Raw genomic sequence first — 18,022 nt, forward strand, 5'->3', positions numbered from 1 at the left:
GAGACACGCCATGTACCAACATTTCATCGAAGGCCTGCAACGCCTGGGCCGCGCCCTGATGCTGCCGATTGCGATCCTGCCGATCGCCGGCCTGTTGCTGCGCCTGGGCGACACCGATTTGCTCAACATCGCGGTGATGCACGATGCCGGGCAGGCGATCTTCGCCAACCTGGCGCTGATCTTCGCCATCGGCATTGCCGTGGGCTTTGCCCGCGACAACAACGGCACGGCCGGCCTGGCGGGGGCGATTGGCTACCTGGTGATGATCTCCACACTCAAGGTGATGGACACCTCCATCAACATGGGCATGCTCGCCGGTATCGCCAGTGGCCTGATGGCGGGCGCGCTGTATAACCGCTTCAAGGACATCAAGCTGCCGGAGTACCTGGCGTTCTTTGGCGGGCGACGGTTTGTGCCGATTGTCACCGGCTTTTCGGCGGTGGGCCTGGGCGTGATCTTTGGTTTGATCTGGCCGCCGATCCAGCACGGCATCAACAGCTTCGGCGTATTGCTGATGGAAAGCGGTAGCCTGGGCGCCTTCGTGTTTGGCGTGTTCAACCGCCTGCTGATCGTCACCGGCCTGCACCACATCCTCAACAATATGGCGTGGTTCGTGTTTGGCACCTTCACCGACCCGGCAACCGGCGCGGTGGTGACCGGCGACCTGACCCGCTACTTCGCCGGCGACCCGAAAGGCGGCCAATTCATGACCGGCATGTTCCCGGTGATGCTGTTCGGCCTGCCCGCCGCGTGCCTGGCGATGTACCGCAACGCGCTGCCGGAGCGCCGTAAAGTGATGGGCGGGATTTTCCTGTCGATGGCGCTGACCTCATTCCTGACCGGCGTGACGGAACCGATTGAATTTGCGTTCATGTTCCTGGCGCCGTTCCTGTACCTGATCCACGCACTGCTGACTGGCCTGTCGATGGCGCTCACCAACCTGTTGAATATCCATCTCGGCTTTACCTTCTCCGGAGGGTTTATCGACATGGTGCTCGGTTGGGGCAAATCCACCAATGGCTGGCTGGTGTTCCCGGTTGGCTTGGCTTACGCGCTGATCTACTACTCGGTGTTCACCTACTGCATCCGCCGCTTCAATCTCAAGACGCCGGGTCGTGAAGATATCCAGGTGGTGCAGGCCGAGGCCATGAGCGACAACCAGCGTGCGACGGCCTACATCCAGGCGTTGGGCGGTGCTGAGAACTTGCTGAGTGTGGGTGCTTGCACCACGCGGCTGCGCTTGGACATGGTGGATCGCAACAAGGCAGTGGATGCTGAACTCAAAGCGCTGGGCGCCATGGCTGTCGTACGGCCAGGTAATGGCGGCAGCTTGCAGGTGGTCGTCGGGCCCATGGCCGATAGCATTGCTGATGAAATTCGCTTGGCCATGCCGGGGTTTGTTGCGGCAGCGCCTGTAGCGGTTGCGCCTGTGGATAAGCCAGTGACGGTGCATGTGCAGGAGGCCGAGAAATGGCTGAGCGCGCTGGGTGGACGAGAGAATGTGCGCCAGGTGGAAGCAGTGGCGATGACCCGGTTGCGGGTGGAGTTGGGGGATGATTCGCGGTTGTCTGAGGCTCAGCTCACTGCGCTGGGCTGCCAGGGGGTAAGTCAGCTCGACAGCGGTGTTTGGCATCTGTTGATGGGCGACAGGGCATCCGGGTTGGGTGAGGCGTTGGAGCGGTTGGTCAGTGGCCGTGAGGTCGGCGCCAGGGTTTAGAGGTGTAGTGGTTGTTCTGGCCTCATCGGGGGCAAGCCCCCTCCCACACTTGACCGCATTGCCAAGTCAGGCACCGATCAAAATGTGGGAGGGGGCTTGCCCCCGATGAGGCCAGAACCGCCAACAAAAAAACCGCTGGCCAAACTGGGCTAGCGGGTTCCGACAATCTCCGACCAATCAACAATTTCGGTAGCCTCAGTATTGCCCCCCAAGACTGACAGCCACCGCGTAGTGATAGGGCCGATTGGCCATGGCTTGGGTAATCGCTGAAAAACAAAGCAACTGAGCTTTACCGGTGGAGCGAACTGAGTGCTCTCTTTGAGCGACGGTATCCGGTGCAAAAGAGAAGGCTTGGTATTTTTTCCTGACCTTGAGCCAGGTCGAGAACTCGAAGGATTGGTCACCACTTTTATAGGTAAAGCGGTGTGTTGCCTGGGTAGACACTCGTCCTCGGGCAAAGACAGGTATTTGTGCTCGCAGAACGAATGTCAGATAGCTCCAAGGATGGAGGAGGTATTCCTCTGGCGCGGCACCGATGTCCCAGCTGGCAGCAGTGAGTTCAAATGTGCGTGCAGTGCCGTTCAAAAGACAGAGTGCGACATGGCTGTGGGAACTGACTTGTTGGACTTTATTCCAGATGACGGTTTCGTCTTGTCTAGCGTCTTTGAGGGTTTCTTGAAAGTCGCTTTCGCGATTGAGGTGTTCGGTATCGTCCATGAGGTGTGGCTCAGCTTAAATGAGTCGATCAAACTAATGGGGCTGATTCCGAGCGGCAACCGCTGGGTATTGTCAGAAAGATCGGGGGCGCCTGTCACGACGCCGATGAGGCCCTGACAGCCAACAAAAAACCCGCTGACCAAACTGGCCCAGCGGGTTTCTTGTTTATGCAGCCCACAGATTAGAAATCCGCCAACTGCTACACGTCACGCCGGTATCTCATCGGGATGGCTGAGCTTCCAGGCTTTAGCCACCGAATACCAGGCTTACCGACTGGGCCCCCGCATTCTTGACGGTGAAATCCTTTGCCTGCGCGGCAGTCTTCAAGGTGTAGGTGTAATTGGACGTCGCGGTCCACTGCGCTTTGGGCGACTTCTGATTCGTGATAGCAGGCACGCTGCCAATATCGGTAAACGTACCGTTGCCTTTATCATCCAACATGCCGTTGCTTGCGCTGCCTTCGCCAAAGTGGTTGCTCTCGGAAAGAATGTTGGCGTTTTGCGCCAGGGTAAAGCCGAGATGAAACTTGTTGATGTAGTTGTTATAGACATGGAAGTAGCCATAACGCATCAACCCCGGTGCGCGCACTTCCATATTCTCGAAGCGATTATGGCAAATAGTCAGCCGTGGGAAACCATTGAAGGCTGTGTTGTTGTCATCGCTCGGGTGGCCTAGGATCAGGCCATACTTGTGGTTGCCGAAAAAACAGTTGCTGATGGTCGCGTAGTCGGCCTTGTCGCCGATGTATAACAGTTTGTCGAGGCTGCCATCGTTGGCGGACCAGTCATGGCCGACGAAGGAGCAGTGATCGATCCAGTACTTGCTGCCGTAGTTGAGGTACAGCTGGATATCATCATTGGCCTTGATACCCGCCGAGTGCTGGAAAACGATGTTCTGAAAAATGATGTTTTGCGACTCAGGTGTCGCACGCAAGTGAATGTTGTTGAGCGTGCGGTTCTGGAACGAACCGACCAGGGTTTTATTTGAACCCATGGAGACCTTGGTCAAACTGGACGCCGAGATATTGCTATTGATCACCAGCACGCGGGGTGTGGAACCGGCAATATTGGTTTTGAGCTGATCCAGGTTAGTGATGCTGACAACCGGACCGGACCAGCCGCCAGTGACTTTAGCGGCTTTGGCGAAGCCGGTCATGCCGGTCAGTTTGCTTTCTGGATAAGACATAGGAGTTCCCTCTCTTTCAACATGGGACCCGATGATCGGGTCAAGAATGAAACATGACCGTCCTGGTCATGTGCACAGTGGGATGAGTGGCGGCGCAACCTACCGAACGTAGAGAGTACCGCAGCCCCACACGCTGTACATTTATACAGTGTCATGTGAAAGAAATGGCGTCAAGCGTGGATTGATCGTTGCCATGCTCGGCGCGAGAATGATCAGTTGGCGGGGGCTGCTGACACTTCGTGAGGGTCCGGCACTCGATCCACCATCAACTGAATGCCCTCCACCATCCGATGAATCCACAGCACTGCATCACGCTGGGGGCCGTCGACAATCGAGATAGTCGCAGGGAGGCTATTGAGACAGGTTCCGACGGGCAACCTGAAAGGCTTGTCGGAAATGTCTGGGGCGCCTGGGCGGACGCCATCGGGGGCAAGCCCCCTCCCACAGTTGACCGAGTTTCATCGTTGGAATGCAGTTGAATGTGGGAGGGGGCTTGCCCCCGATGAGGCCTTGAAAGGCAACAAAAAACCCGCCGACCAAACTGGCCCAGCGGGTTTCCTGTTTATGCAGCCAGCCGATTAAAAATCCGCCAACTGCCACACCTCATACGCCGGTGTCTCATACGGATGGCTCAGTTTCAACGCAGCCACTACAGCCACAATCAACGCATCCGCCACCACCAGCTCAACCTTCCACTCCTCGACCACTTCAACCTGGCCGACCTGCCCGATAAACGGCTGACTGCCGTCCAACGCGCGGAATTGGCCCTGGCCCAGCACTTGCCAGGCGCAGCTGTCGTAGTCGCCGATGCGCCCGCCGCCGGCTGCGAAGACGGCGGTTTTCACCGTCTCCACGTGGCTGTCGGGTACGAAGAACGCGAGCTTGTACACCGCCTTAGTTCACCCACACGCGAGCATTGCGGAACATGCGCATCCAGGCGCCGTCTTCGTTCCACTCTTCCGGGCGCCACGAGTTCTGCACGGCGCGGAATACGCGCTCCGGGTGCGGCATCATGATGGTCACGCGACCGTCGCGGCTGGTGAGGCCGGTGATGCCGCGCGGCGAGCCGTTCGGGTTGGCCGGGTAGCTTTCGGTGACCTTGCCGTGGTTGTCGACGAAACGCAGGGCCACGGTGCCGGACAGGTCGGCTTCGAGCAGGGCTTCTTCGCTGGCGAACTCGGCATGGCCTTCACCGTGGGCGATGGCGATCGGCATACGCGAACCGGCCATGCCCTGCAGGAAGATCGAGTTGGATTCCTGCACCTGCACCATGGCGACACGGGCTTCGAACTGCTCGGAACGGTTACGCACAAAGTGCGGCCAGAACTCGCTGCCCGGGATCAGTTCGCTGAGGTTGGACATCATCTGGCAACCGTTGCACACGCCCAGGGTGAAGCTGTCGTTACGCTCGAAGAAACCCTGGAACGCATCGCGGGCGCGGCTGTTGAACAGCGCCGACTTGGCCCAGCCTTCACCGGCACCCAGTACGTCGCCGTAGGAGAAACCACCGCAGGCCACCAGGCCTTTGAAGTCGTTGAGGTCGACGCGACCGGCGAGGATGTCGCTCATGTGCACGTCGATCGCATTGAACCCGGCACGGTCGAACGCCGCCGCCATTTCCACCTGGCCGTTGACGCCCTGCTCACGCAGCACGGCAACCTGTGGGCGAATACCCTTCTTGATGTAGGGCGCGGCGATGTCCTGGTTGACGTCGAAGCTGAGCATGGTGCTCAGGCCCGGATTGTCTTCTTCCAGGATCGCGTCGAATTCCTGCTCGGCGCAGTCGACGTTGTCGCGCAGGCGCTGGACCTGGTAGCTGGTCTCGGCCCACTGGCGCTGCAGCAAGCGGCGCTGACCGGTAAAGACCGTGTCGCCGTTGAACGAGATAGTGACTTCGCCGTTGTTGATCGGCTGGCCAATCACCGCCACGCATTCGGCCAGGCCGGCAGCGCTGAACTGCGCGAGTACGTCCGGGGTAGCATCCTGACGCACCTGGATCACCGCACCCAACTCTTCGTTGAACAGGATGCCGTTGATCTCGGCGGCATCCTCGGCAACGCTGTCGAGCACGATGTTCAGGCCGCAGTGACCGGCGAAGGCCATTTCTACGACGCTGGTAAGCAAGCCACCGTCGGAACGGTCGTGGTAAGCCAGCAGGTGACCGTCGGCATTCAGGCCCTGGATCACGGCGAAGAAGGCCTTGAGGTCTTCGGCGTCGTCGACATCCGGCGCGTGTTTGCCGAGCTTGCCGTGAGTCTGCGCCAGGATCGAGGCGCCCATGCGGTTCTGCCCACGGCCCAGGTCGATGAGGATCAGATCGGTGGTGCCCTTGTCCATGCGCAGTTGCGGGGTCAGGGTCTGGCGGATGTCGGTGACCGGCGCGAAACCGGTCACGATCAACGACAGTGGCGAGGTGACGCTCTTGTCGGTGCCGTCTTCGTTCCAGCGGGTGGCCATGGACATGGAGTCCTTGCCCACCGGAATGGTAATACCCAGTTCAGGGCACAGCTCCATGCCGACCGCTTTAACCGTGTCGTACAGGCGCGCATCTTCACCCGGGTGACCGGCAGCGGACATCCAGTTGGCCGACAGTTTGATGTCGGACAGCTTGCCGATACGCGAGGCCGCGATGTTGGTCAGGGTTTCACCAATGGCCATGCGGCCCGACGCCGGAGCGTCCAGCAGGGCCAGCGGCGTGCGCTCGCCCATGGCCATGGCTTCACCGGTGTACACGTCGAAGCTGGTGGCGGTGACGGCAACGTCAGCCACCGGAACCTGCCACGGGCCGACCATTTGGTCACGGGCAACCAGACCAGTGATGGTGCGGTCGCCGATGGTAATCAGGAAGCTTTTGCTCGCCACGGCGGGGTGGTGCAGCACGCGCTCGATACTGTCGGCCAGCTCAAGGGTGCTTGGGTCGAAATCATCGCCCAGCTCGGCTTCACGCACGGCCGAACGGTGCATGCGCGGGGCTTTGCCCAGCAGCACTTCGAGTGGCATGTCCACCGGGCTGTTGCCGAAGTGGCTGTCGGTGACCGTCAGCTGCGGCTCGGCCGTGGCTTCGCCGACCACGGCAAACGGGCAGCGCTCACGTTCGCAGATGGCCTGGAAGCGCGCAAAATCTTCAGGGCCGACGGCCAGCACGTAGCGTTCCTGGGATTCATTGCTCCAGATTTCGTGCGGGGCCATGCCCGGCTCGTCGTTTGGAATATTGCGCAGTTCGAAACGGCCACCACGCTCGCCATCGTTGACCAGTTCCGGGAAGGCGTTGGACAAACCGCCAGCACCGACGTCGTGGATGAAGCTGATCGGGTTCTTGTCGCCCAACTGCCAGCAACGGTCGATGACTTCCTGGCAGCGGCGTTCCATCTCGGGGTTTTCGCGCTGTACGGAAGCGAAGTCGAGGTCCGCCGAGCTGGTACCGGTGGCCATGGAGGACGCTGCGCCGCCGCCCAGGCCGATCAGCATGGCCGGGCCGCCGAGCACGATCAGCTTGGAGCCGACCAGAATCTCGCCCTTCTTGACATGTTCTTCACGGATGTTGCCCATGCCGCCGGCCAACATGATCGGTTTGTGGTAGCCGCGCACTTCATCGCCACGGGGGGTGGTGATGGACTGTTCGAAGGTACGGAAGTAACCGGTCAGCGCCGGGCGCCCGAACTCGTTGTTGAACGCAGCGCCGCCCAGCGGGCCTTCGATCATGATGTCCAGCGCAGTAACGATGCGCTCGGGCTTGCCGTACGGCACTTCCCACGGTTGTTCAAAGCCCGGGATCTGCAGGTTCGATACGGTGAAACCGGTGAGGCCAGCCTTGGGCTTGGCGCCACGGCCGGTTGCGCCTTCATCACGAATTTCGCCGCCCGAACCGGTGGCTGCGCCAGGGAACGGGGCAATCGCGGTCGGGTGGTTGTGGGTTTCAACCTTCATCAGGATGTGCACCGGCTCCTGCACCGCGCCGTACTGGCGGGTTTCCGGGTCCGGGAAGAAGCGGCCGGCGACGGAGCCGACGATCACCGAGGCGTTGTCCTTATAAGCCGACAGAACGCCTTCGCTGTGCATCACGTAGGTGTTCTTGATCATGCCGAACAGGCTTTTTTCCTGGCTCTGGCCGTCGATGTCCCAACTGGCGTTGAAGATCTTGTGACGGCAGTGCTCGGAGTTGGCCTGGGCGAACATCATCAGTTCGATGTCGTGGGGGTTGCGCTTCAAGCCGTTGAAGGCGTTGACCAGGTAGTCGATCTCGTCTTCGGCCAGGGCCAGGCCCAGTTCGGTGTTGGCCTTCTCGAGGGCGGCGCGGCCACCGCCCAGCACGTCGATCGCAGTGAGCGGCTTGGGCTCGGCGTGGCTGAACAGGCCGGCGGCCTGTTCCAGCTGGCTGACGATGATCTGCGTCATGCGGTCGTGCAGGCTGCTGGCGATCAGCTCGGCGTCGGCGTCGCTGAACTGGCCGGCCACGTAGAACGCGATACCACGCTCCAGGCGCTGGATTTTATCCAGGCCGCAGTTGCGGGCGATGTCGCTGGCCTTGCTCGACCACGGCGAGATGGTGCCGAACCGCGGCAGAACCAGGAACAAGCGACCGGTCGGCTCTTGAACGGGAACGCTTGGGCCGTACTTCAGAAGGCGTGCGAGCACTTGCTGTTCGTCGGCGGTCAAGACGCCGGTTACGTCGGCGAAGTGAGCAAATTCAGCGTACAGGCCTGTAACAGCTGGAACCTTCTGGCTCAGTTGCTCAAGGAGTTTGCTGTGGCGAAAGGCAAAAAGGGCAGGAGCGCCGCGCAGGATCAACATCTTCGGGACAGCCTCGGGAAGGGGTGTGCTTTGAGGCCGTGCATTCTAGCGTAAACCTTCGCCAACGGCACCCGAAACGCTACCGCTGGCCGCTGCCGAACGTCAGTTGGCACGGTTTGCGCGGCGACGAGGGACAATCCATGGCCTCGGGCGCAGATATTTTAACCGTCACAATCACGCGCCAGGCCGCGTTTCTGCGGGATACAGCACAGTTTTGCAGCGACTAGCAGACAAGTGTGCCGCTGTCGAGATATGGCGCCGTGGGCCGTTTGCGTATACTGCGCAGATGTTCTCCCCAACTGCTTTACGCCCGCGATGCGCCAAATGGCTCATCGCAACCGGACTCTTCCTGATGCTCAGCGCCTGTGTTGATAAACCCAGCACGCTCGAGCGAATCAAGGAGGATGGCGTATTGCGGGTGGTCACCCGGAACAGTCCTGCCACGTATTTCCAGGATCGCAACGGTGAAACCGGTTTCGAATACGAACTGGTCAAGCGCTTTGCCGACGACCTGGGCGTTACGCTTAAAATCGAAACCGCCGACAACCTTGATGACTTGTTCGGCCAACTGGGCAAGCCCAACGGCCCGGTGCTCGCCGCTGCCGGCCTGGTCAGCAGCGAACAGCGCCAGCAGCAGGTGCGTTTTTCCCACCCGTACCTCGAAGTCACGCCGCAGATCATCTACCGCAACGGCCAGTCGCGCCCGACCAACGCGGCGGATCTGGTGGGCAAGAAGATCATGGTGCTCAAGGGCAGCACCCACGCCGAGCAGCTGGCGGCGCTTAAAAAACAGAACCCGGCCATCGAATATGAAGAATCCGACGCCGTTGAAGTGGTCGATCTGCTGCGCATGGTCGACGAAGGCCAAATCGACCTGACCCTGGTGGACTCCAATGAAGTCGCCATGAACCAGGTGTACTTCCCCAATGTGCGGGTGGCTTTCGACCTGGGCAATGCCAGCAACCAGAGTTGGGCCGTGGCCGCGGGTGAGGACAACAGCCTGCTCAACGAAATCAACAGTTACCTGGACAAGGTCGAGAAAAACGGCACCCTGCAGCGTCTGAAAGATCGCTATTACGGGCACGTGGATGTACTGGGGTATGTCGGCGCCTATACCTTCGCCCAGCATTTGCAACAGCGCCTGCCCAAGTACGAGAAGCACTTTCGAACTTATGCCAAGGCAGAAAAGGTTGACTGGCGACTGTTGGCGGCCATCGGCTACCAGGAATCGCTGTGGCAACCGGCGGTCACCTCCAAGACCGGCGTGCGCGGCCTGATGATGCTGACCCAGAACACCGCTCAGGCGATGGGTGTGTCCAACCGCCTGGACGCCAAGCAAAGCATCATGGGCGGCGCCAAGTACCTTGCCAGGATCAAGGACGAGCTGGACGACAAGATCGCCGAGCCCGACCGCACCTGGTTTGCCCTCGCCGCCTATAACGTCGGCACCGGCCACTTGGATGACGCGCGCCTTCTGGCCAGGAAGGAAGGCCTGAACCCGAACAAATGGCTGGATGTGAAGAAAATGCTGCCGCGCCTGTCGCAGAAGCAGTGGTACAGCAAGACGCGCTACGGTTATGCCCGGGGCGGCGAGCCGGTGCATTTTGTGGCGAACATCCGCCGCTACTACGACATTCTGACCTGGGTAACCCAGCCGCAGTTGGAAGGTAACCAGGTGGTGGAAGGCGATCTGCATGTGCCGGGTGTGGACAAGACCAAGCCGCCGGAAGAGACCCCGCAGTTATAAACCCGATGCTCCAGACACCATAGAGCAATGTGGGAGGGGGCTTGCCCCCGATAGCAGAGTGTCAGTCACTGCATAAGGTGACTGATCCACCGCTATCGGGGGCAAGCCCCCTCCCACATTTGGATCGGCTCTAGGATTGGAGACCGGTCAGCAGATGGACGACGCCTCCCGTCAACACCATGACGCCCGGTACGCCCGCTGCCTTCAGCGCAGCCTCATCCAACCGCCCCGCCTCTTTCAACTGCACCCGCACCCGCGTCAGCGCCACGCGTTGTTGCGACGTGAGGTTGGCCTCGCCGCCCAATGCATTCAACACATCGACCGGTAACAGGCTCTCCCCCGCCGGCGCCGCGACCGTTTCCGCAATCAGATCCGGCGTCAGGGCTTTCCAGAACGCCTGCTGCAATTTCTCGAACATGCTCAATGCTCCACGACAGATGAGGTTTCAACGGTGGCGGCGTGGTACAGGCGCAAGGCCTCACGCACCTGGCCGGCTTCTTCCAGGCCCAGCACCTGGCGGGCGATGATCTGGCAGTCGGCCAGGTCCAGTTCACGCACGGTGGCCTTGATGCTCGGGATCAACGGCACGCTGACCGACAGTTCATCCACGCCCAGCCCGATCAGCACCGGCACCGCCAGGGTTTCGGAGGCCAGCGCACCGCAGACGCCTACCCACTTGCCATGGGCATGGGCGGCCTTGACCGTGGCCGCGATCAGGCGCAGCACCGCCGGGTGAAAACTGTCGGCCTGGCTCGCCAGGCGGGGGTGGTCGCGGTCCATGGCCAGGGTGTATTGGGTCAGGTCATTGGTACCGATGGAAAAGAAATCTACATGGGGCGCGAACACATCCGCCATCAACGCGGCGGACGGCACTTCAATCATGATGCCCAGCTTGGGCAACTCGCTGAGCCCGAGTGCCCGCGCTTCCTCCTCGAGCACCTTGCGCGCCAGATGCAGTTCCGAAAGCAGGCTGACCATCGGCAACATGATGTGCAGCCGCGCCAGCCCGGCGCAGGCAAGGATTGCGCGAAACTGTTCGCGCAACAGTTCCGGGCGCTCCAGGCACAGGCGAATACCGCGCAAGCCCAGGAACGGGTTGGTTTCGGCTTCCATCGGGACATAGGCCAGCGGTTTGTCGCCGCCGACATCCAGGGTGCGCACCACCAGATTGCGCTCGGCGCCAAGGGCACGGGCAATCGCACGATAGGTGCCGGCCTGCTCGGCCGGGCTGGGCGCGCGGTTGCGGTCCAGGTAGAGGAATTCCGAACGCAGCAGGCCGACGCCCTCTGCGCCCAGCGCCAGGGACTGCTCCACTTCCTGCAACGAGGCAACGTTGGCCGTGACGTCGACGTGATGGCCGTCGCGGGTGACGGCGGCCTGGGCGGCCTCGGCCACTTCGCGCTCACGTCGCAACCCCTGCCGCTCACGGGCCGCCTGCAAGTGGTCGATGTCGACCTGATCCGGCGCCAGGTGCAGTTCGCCCTTGTCGGCGTCGAGCAGCACGTGCGTACCCTCGGCCAACGCCAATATGTCAGCAGGCGCACCGCAGAGGGCGGGCATGCCCAGGGCACGGGCGAGGATTGCGACGTGACTGGTCGCTCCGCCGCCGACTGTGACAAATCCCAATACCTTGCTGGTATCGAGGCTCGCGGTTTGCGAGGGGCTCAGTTGCTCGGCGATCAGGATCGCCTGCTCCGGCAGCGCCCAGGCGCGATTCTCGACACCCAGGATCAGTTCAAGCACGCGCCGGCCGACGTCGGACAGGTCTGCCGCACGCTCGGCGAGCAACGTATTGCCCAGGCCCTGGAACAATTTAGCCGTGGCGGCGGTGGCGCTGTTCCAGGCGAATGCTGCGCTCTTGCCCTTGGCCAGTAACAGGTGAGCCTGCTCGAGCAGCGTCGGGTCTTCAAGCAGCTCCTGATGGGCGCGGAAGATATCGGCCTGGGCACTGCCGGCGGCGCCGGCCTGCAAGCGTTGCAACGCCTCGTTGGCCGCCAGCAGACCCCGCATCAATGCATCGCGCTCGGTGGCTTCGCCTGCGCCGACTTCATTGACTACCAGCTCAGGTTCAGCCACCTGGACCACCTGGCCGAACGCCGAGCCCGGTGACGCACACACGCCGCGCAGCAGCGTGGCCGACGACACCAGCGCGACAGGTTCGACCGGCTCGGACGCCGCCGCCACCGCTTCGCCACAGCCCTCGGCCAATAACGCCGCCAACGCCCGGATCGCGGCCTGAGCGTCCTCCCCCGCCGCGCTCACCTGCAAGGTGTCGCCCTGCACGGTTTGCAGCGCCATGATCGCCACCAACGACTTGGCGTTGGCGCTCTGGGTCTGCTTGTGCAGGTAGATGCTCGAACTGAAGCCTTTGGCCGCCTGGGCCAGCACCGCCGCAGGGCGAGCGTGCAAGCCGTGGGCATTGAGCAAGGTCAGCGGTTTGGAGAACAGCGCCGAGCCCTGCTGTTCATTCGCGTCTGCCGCTGCCTCGCCGGGCGAGAGTCGCAGCACCGGACAGCCCTCTTCAACCATGTCGCCCTGCGCCGCCAGCACCACAAACGGCTCGCCACTGACCACCAGCATCAAGGTCAACAGACTGCGCGCATTGAGCGCCACATAGTCGGCGTCGAACTCGATCAACGGCTGGCCGGCCGTCACCCGCTGGCCCTCTTCGACCAGGCGGGTAAAGCCCTTGCCTGCCAGGCTCACGGTGTCCAGGCCGATATGCATCAGCACCTGCACGCCGTTGTCGTCGGTGACGCTGACCGCATGGCCGCTGTCCTGGATATTGCTGATCACTCCGGCGAGCGGTGCACAGAGGGTCTGCGAGGTGGGATCGATGCACACACCATCACCGATCATGCGGCTGGAAAATACCGGGTCCGGCACCTGATCCAGCGCCAGCAGCATTCCGGACAGGGGTGCCAGCAGTTCTACGGGTTGAGAGGGGTTCATGGCTTCACCTGTTGTTGTTCTTTAAATTCATGGGAAACAAAGATCAAATGGGGGAGGAGGCTTGCACCCTCCCTCATCAGTACGGGTCATTTCCACCAGTATTCAACTTGCACGCCCATGTTCGACCCATGCCGCGCCGTGCCGTAGGCACCGGTGTCGGACAACGCCGAACCTGCCGCCAGCTCATTCGCCGCGCGCTTGGCCGCCTGGTTCCAAGTGGCATAGGTGTAGTACAAGCGCACTTCCGGCCGTGCCCAGAATTCCGGGCCCTTGGGCGACCAGGTCGGCGCGAAGGTGAATTTGCTCAACTTGCGCGTACCGCCCGTGGCCTCGACCTGATCGTGCCCCAGCTCGGTGACCAGTTTGAATTGCTCGCTGATGGCATACGCCGGGCGCACGCCGAGCGACAGCCAGTTCAGGTCCTGACGCCCGGGCCGCACATCCCTCTGGTACACGGCCTGCACCTGCCCGCCAAAACGCGGGGTCAGTTGCCAGTCGAAAAACTCCACGGCACGGTAGCTTTTGCTGCTGTTGTCCAATCGCGTATTGCCGGTGTAGCCCAGGCCGGTGCCAGGACCTTCGCCATACTGCAACGCGAATTTGTTCTTGCCGCCCAGGAACGCGCTTTGCACATGCTGCGCGGTCAACGCCCAGCCGCTGTTGGTGTCACGCCCGCCAGCCTTTTGGATGTAGCTCAAGCCAAGCTCCAGTTCGCCGCCCGGGTTGGTGTTGAAACCGGCCACGTTGAAGTCATGCCGGGTGGCGTATTCCTTCTGGTAGAGGTTGTCTTTGCGTGACAGCGCGTAGCTGTATTTCAAGCCGCCGATCAACACATCCTCGATACCCCCACCGGTGGCGCTCTGGTTCCAGTAGTAGAAGTCGGAGATATGGATGTCGTTACGCTTGTAGTAACGCCGCCCGGCCCACAGCGAACCGCCATTGAGGCTGGGCAGGTTGGACCATTGCGCATACATCTGCGGCATACGCGCAGAGCCGTTGTCCTCGCCCTGGAATTTGAGGGCGCGGTCGTACTTGTTATAGAGCGACGCCATGGCATCGACGCTGAGCACCGAGCCATCGTCGAAGGTCAGCAGGTCCTGGCGCAACTCCAGTTCGCCGTACTGCTCGCATTCGTTGCCCAGGCGGTATTTGGTTTGCGCGCCCGGCAATTGGAAGCACTGCTGCTTGCCGCTGCCGGTAGAGGTGCCGGCGCCGCTGCGCAGGTAACCGCCAAACTCCAGGGCTTGAGCACCAAAGGGCAGGCTCAGGCAGGATGCAACGAGGCCCAGCTTTATTGTTGTTTTCATAAAGCACTCCGATATTTTTATTGTTTTTCTTACTGTCTTGCGTGACGCGATCGCCTGTAGGAGCGAGCTTGCTTGCGAAGCACTTCCAGGCTCCGCGCTGCACCTGGAAGGGCGCGTTATCGTTGGAGATCTTCGCGAGCAAGCTCGCTCCTACAGGCGGCATTTCAACCAGTCAGGTGCAGCACAAACGATTCGTAAGGGCGCAGCGCCACCGCGCCGGTCCGCACCGGACAGTCGGGGTAATTGCTGATCAGCAGGCGTTGCTCGCTCGCGGCGTTGATGAGCTGATCGGGCAACTGGATTTCACATGGCGTGCCGTAGAAGTTGTTGACCACCAGCAAGCGCTCGCCCCGGCCTTCGCGCAGGTACGCCCAGACCTGGGGATGGCCTTGCAGCAGTTCGCGGTAAATGCCTTCCTGGATCAGGGGTTCACGGCGACGCAAGGCGATCAGCGCGCGGTAGTGATGCAGCACCGAGTCAGGATCATCCCGTTGGCGCTCGACGTTGATCTGCGCCGCATTGGCCGGGATGCCGATCCACGGCTCGCCGCTGCTGAAACCGGCGCCGGGCTGACTGTTCCACTGCATCGGCGTGCGACCGTTGTCGCGAGACTTCTGCATGATCGCGGCCATGCTCGACGCCTCCGATTCACCGGCATTGCGCTTGAGGCGAAAGATATTCAGGGTCTCCACATCACGGTATTGGTCGATCCTGTCGAAGCCCGGATTGGTCATGCCCAGTTCCTCACCCTGGTACACATAAGGCGTGCCCTGGAGCAAGTGCAGTGCGGTGGCGAGCATCTTGGCCGACACCACGCGATGGACGCCGTCATCGCCAAACCGCGAGACCACCCGTGGCTGGTCGTGGTTACACCAGAACAGCGCGTTCCAGCCGCCACCGGCCTGCATGCCCGACTGCCAGTCGGAGAAGATCTGCTTGAGTTGCAGGAAATCGAACTCGGCCTCCACCCACTTCTGCAGGTTCGGATAATCGACTTTCAGGTGATGAAAGTTGAAGGTCATCGACAGTTCTTTCGACGCCGGATTGGAGTAGCGAATGCAGTGCTCCAGGCTGGTGGAGGACATTTCGCCGACATTGATCAGGTCATGGCCCTCGAAGACTTCGCGGTGCATTTGCTGCAGGTAGTCATGCACGTTGGGGCCATCGGTGTAGAAGCGCCGGCCATCGGTGTGGTCGTCGGGGAAATCCGCGGGCTTGGAAATCAGGTTGATCACATCCAGGCGAAAGCCGCCCACGCCCTTGTCACGCCAGAAGCGCATCATCTTGAAGACTTCGGCGCGCACCTTGGGGTTGTCCCAGTTGAGGTCGGCCTGGGTGTGGTCGAACAGGTGCAGGTAGTACTGGCCGGTTTGCGCCTCGTATTCCCAGGCCGAGCCGCCGAACTTGGATTCCCAGCTGTTGGGCTGGTCGCGCCAGATGTAGAAGTCGCGGTAGGGATTGTCGAGGCTGCTGCGCGCCTGCCGAAACCACTCATGCTCGACGGAGGTGTGGTTGACCACGATATCGAGCATCAACCTGATACCGCGCTTGGCCGCTTCGCTGATCAACAGGTCGCAATCGGCCATGGTCCCGTAGCTGGGATCGATGGCGTAGTAGTCGCTGATGTCGTAGCCGTTGTCGCGCTGCGGTGAGCGCAGGAACGGGGTGACCCACAGGCAATCGATGCCCAGCCATTGCAGGTAGTCGAGCTTGTCGACGATGCCCAGCAGGTCACCGGTGGCGTTACCCGCGTGGCTGTGGAAGCTTTTGGGGTAGATCTGGTAGATCACCGAGTGTTGCCAGGTTTGCATGGTGGGTTCCTTCAGTAGAATTGGGTGCTGGCCGTGCGGGCCTCATCGGGGGCAAGCCCCCTCCCACAGTGGAATGTATTTCAAATGTGGGAGGGGGCTTGCCCCCGATGGCGATTGATCAGGCAACCCTGTATCCAGGCCGAACAATCTTCATGCTCAACACACAGGTCACAACAAAGGGCACGACAATCGCCACGACCATGCCGATCACAAACATCGCAATGGCGCTCGGCACGATCGAGATAAATCCAGGCAGGCCACCGACGCCGATGGCCGACGCCTGCACCTTGTTCAGCGACAGGAAAATGCTGCCCAGCGCCGAGCCCAGCAGCGCGGCATAGAATGGAAACTTGAAACGCAGGTTCACGCCGAACATCGCCGGCTCAGTGATACCGAAGTAGGCGGAAATCGCCGACGTCGACGCCATGCTCTTGTCCCGCGCATTGCGGCTCATGTAGAACACAGCCAGTGCGGCGCTGCCCTGGGCCAGGTTGGACATGACGATCATCGGCCAGATAAAGGTGCCGCCCTGGGTCGAGATCAACTGCAGGTCCACGGCGAGGAACATGTGGTGCATGCCGGTGATGACCAGTGGGGCATAGAGCAGGCCGAAAATCGCGCCGCCGACCATCGGTGCCAGGTCGAACAACGTCACCACACCCTCGGTAATCAGGATGCCCAGGTGCCGGGTGACCGGGCCAATAATGGCCAGGGCCAGCACGCCGGTCACAACGATGGTGGTGATAGGCACCACGAGCAGCTGGATGGCGTTGGGCACCCGTGCCCGCAGCCATTTTTCGATCACGCTCATAACGTAGGCCGCCATCAGGATTGGCAGGATCTGCCCCTGGTAGCCCACTTTCTCGATCTGGAACCAGCCAAGAATGTCGAAGTACGGCAGGCTCTGGCCGTCGAGGCCGGCGACTGCCTTGCCGTAGTTCCAGGCGTTGAGCAGGTCCGGGTGAACCAGCATCAGGCCCAGCACGATGCCGAGGATTTCACTGCCGCCAAAGCGCTTGGCCGCCGACCAGCCCACCAGCGCCGGCAGGAACACGAACGAGGTGTTGGCCATCAGGTTGATCAGGCTCCACAGGCCATCCAGGTTCGGATACGCCTCCAGCAGCGTCTGGCCCTCGATGAACATGCCCTTGGCGCCCATCAGATTGTTGATGCCCATGAGCAGGCCGGCAATGATCAGCGCCGGCAGGATCGGCATGAACACGTCGGAGAACACCCGCACCAGGCGCTGCATCGGGTTGGTCTTGTCGGCGCCCTTGCGCTTCACATCGGCGATGGTCGATGCCGCAAGCCCCGTGACTTCGCGCAAGGCGGCGTAGACCTTTTCCACTTCGCCGGGGCCGATCACCACCTGGAACAAACCGCCGGTAAAGAACGATCCCTTGACCAGATCGACCTGGTTCAACGCACTGCTGTTGACCAGGCTGGGGTCCTTGAGCGCCAGGCGCAGGCGCGTCACGCAGTGGGCAGCTTGCTCAAGGTTGTCGCGCCCCCCGAGGTTCTCGAGAATCTCGCGGGCAATCATCGAATAGTCGTGGCTCATGCTCGTTTTCCACTGTGATTGTTTTTATGGGTGGCAGTCATTGGCAGCACGCCGAGAGGGCAAATTACTCGTCTGTACGAGTGAAATCAACAACTCGTCTATACGAGTTACAATTTTGTTTAACTTTTGAAAATGATCCGTCAGACATTTCCACCCCCCGCATCAGTGGCGAATGGACAAACCCCACAGGTGCCACTAAGGTTCCTGCCTTGAAAGCGCCGTTCACCTTCATAG

At 61.1% G+C, this 18,022-nt stretch carries 11 protein-coding genes and 1 pseudogene; 2 read left to right on the top strand and 10 right to left on the bottom strand.

The genetic code is table 11. The annotated features are described in order from the left end of the window. Positions 1 to 10 precede the first annotated feature (10 nt). Complete coding sequence (gene nagE / locus BOP93_RS21825) at positions 11 to 1,717, top strand: N-acetylglucosamine-specific PTS transporter subunit IIBC (RefSeq protein ID WP_104504627.1); 1,707 nt, start codon at positions 11 to 13, stop codon at positions 1,715 to 1,717. A 195-nt stretch (positions 1,718 to 1,912) separates the two neighbouring features. Here nagE and BOP93_RS27515 read toward each other — a convergent pair whose 3' ends face one another. The 5 genes and pseudogenes from BOP93_RS27515 to purL all read right to left on the bottom strand — a co-directional run bounded on the left by BOP93_RS27515 (position 1,913) and on the right by purL (position 8,410). Continuing rightward, complete coding sequence (locus BOP93_RS27515; protein WP_157943539.1) at positions 1,913 to 2,434, bottom strand: hypothetical protein; 522 nt, start codon at positions 2,432 to 2,434, stop codon at positions 1,913 to 1,915. A gap of 246 nt (positions 2,435 to 2,680) precedes the next feature. Beyond that, the gene (locus tag BOP93_RS21835) at positions 2,681 to 3,619 is read right to left on the bottom strand and encodes a pectate lyase (RefSeq protein WP_104504629.1); all 939 of its coding nucleotides are present in this window, start codon (positions 3,617 to 3,619) and stop codon (positions 2,681 to 2,683) included. Between the two features lie 212 nt (positions 3,620 to 3,831). Continuing rightward, positions 3,832 to 3,948: pseudogene (locus BOP93_RS28330) on the bottom strand (DUF6124 family protein); the annotation flags it as partial. 249 nt (positions 3,949 to 4,197) lie between these two features. After that, the gene (locus tag BOP93_RS21840) at positions 4,198 to 4,509 is read right to left on the bottom strand and encodes an NGG1p interacting factor NIF3 (RefSeq protein ID WP_065887506.1); all 312 of its coding nucleotides are present in this window, start codon (positions 4,507 to 4,509) and stop codon (positions 4,198 to 4,200) included. A 4-nt stretch (positions 4,510 to 4,513) separates the two neighbouring features. Beyond that, positions 4,514 to 8,410 carry a phosphoribosylformylglycinamidine synthase gene (gene purL / locus BOP93_RS21845; RefSeq protein WP_104504630.1) on the bottom strand — a complete coding sequence of 1,299 codons (3,897 nt, stop codon included), beginning with the start codon at positions 8,408 to 8,410 and terminating at the stop codon, positions 4,514 to 4,516. A gap of 286 nt (positions 8,411 to 8,696) precedes the next feature. Here purL and mltF point away from each other — a divergent pair, with 286 nt between their 5' ends. Beyond that, entirely contained in the window at positions 8,697 to 10,157 is a 1,461-nt protein-coding gene (gene mltF / locus BOP93_RS21850; protein ID WP_104504631.1) for a membrane-bound lytic murein transglycosylase MltF, read from the top strand. A gap of 130 nt (positions 10,158 to 10,287) precedes the next feature. On the opposite strand, the gene BOP93_RS21855 is transcribed toward mltF, so the two are convergent. The 5 genes from BOP93_RS21855 to treP form a co-directional block, all read right to left on the bottom strand. Beyond that, positions 10,288 to 10,575: a PTS transporter subunit EIIB gene (locus BOP93_RS21855; RefSeq protein WP_104504632.1), complete on the bottom strand. Its 288-nt coding sequence runs from the start codon at positions 10,573 to 10,575 to the stop codon at positions 10,288 to 10,290. Between the two features lie 2 nt (positions 10,576 to 10,577). Beyond that, the gene (gene ptsP / locus BOP93_RS21860) at positions 10,578 to 13,109 is read right to left on the bottom strand and encodes a phosphoenolpyruvate--protein phosphotransferase (RefSeq protein WP_104504633.1); all 2,532 of its coding nucleotides are present in this window, start codon (positions 13,107 to 13,109) and stop codon (positions 10,578 to 10,580) included. Positions 13,110 to 13,195: 86 nt separating this feature from the next. After that, entirely contained in the window at positions 13,196 to 14,416 is a 1,221-nt protein-coding gene (locus BOP93_RS21865) for a maltoporin (RefSeq protein WP_104504634.1), read from the bottom strand. Positions 14,417 to 14,580: 164 nt separating this feature from the next. Further along, complete coding sequence (gene treC, locus BOP93_RS21870) at positions 14,581 to 16,227, bottom strand: alpha,alpha-phosphotrehalase (protein ID WP_104504635.1); 1,647 nt, start codon at positions 16,225 to 16,227, stop codon at positions 14,581 to 14,583. Positions 16,228 to 16,345: 118 nt separating this feature from the next. Beyond that, positions 16,346 to 17,788, bottom strand: a complete 1,443-nt coding sequence (treP, locus tag BOP93_RS21875; protein ID WP_104504636.1) for a PTS system trehalose-specific EIIBC component — start codon at positions 17,786 to 17,788, stop codon at positions 16,346 to 16,348. Positions 17,789 to 18,022 lie beyond the last annotated feature (234 nt).

It is taken from the genome of Pseudomonas orientalis (assembly GCF_002934065.1).
Lineage (GTDB): Bacteria > Pseudomonadota > Gammaproteobacteria > Pseudomonadales > Pseudomonadaceae > Aquipseudomonas > Aquipseudomonas orientalis_A.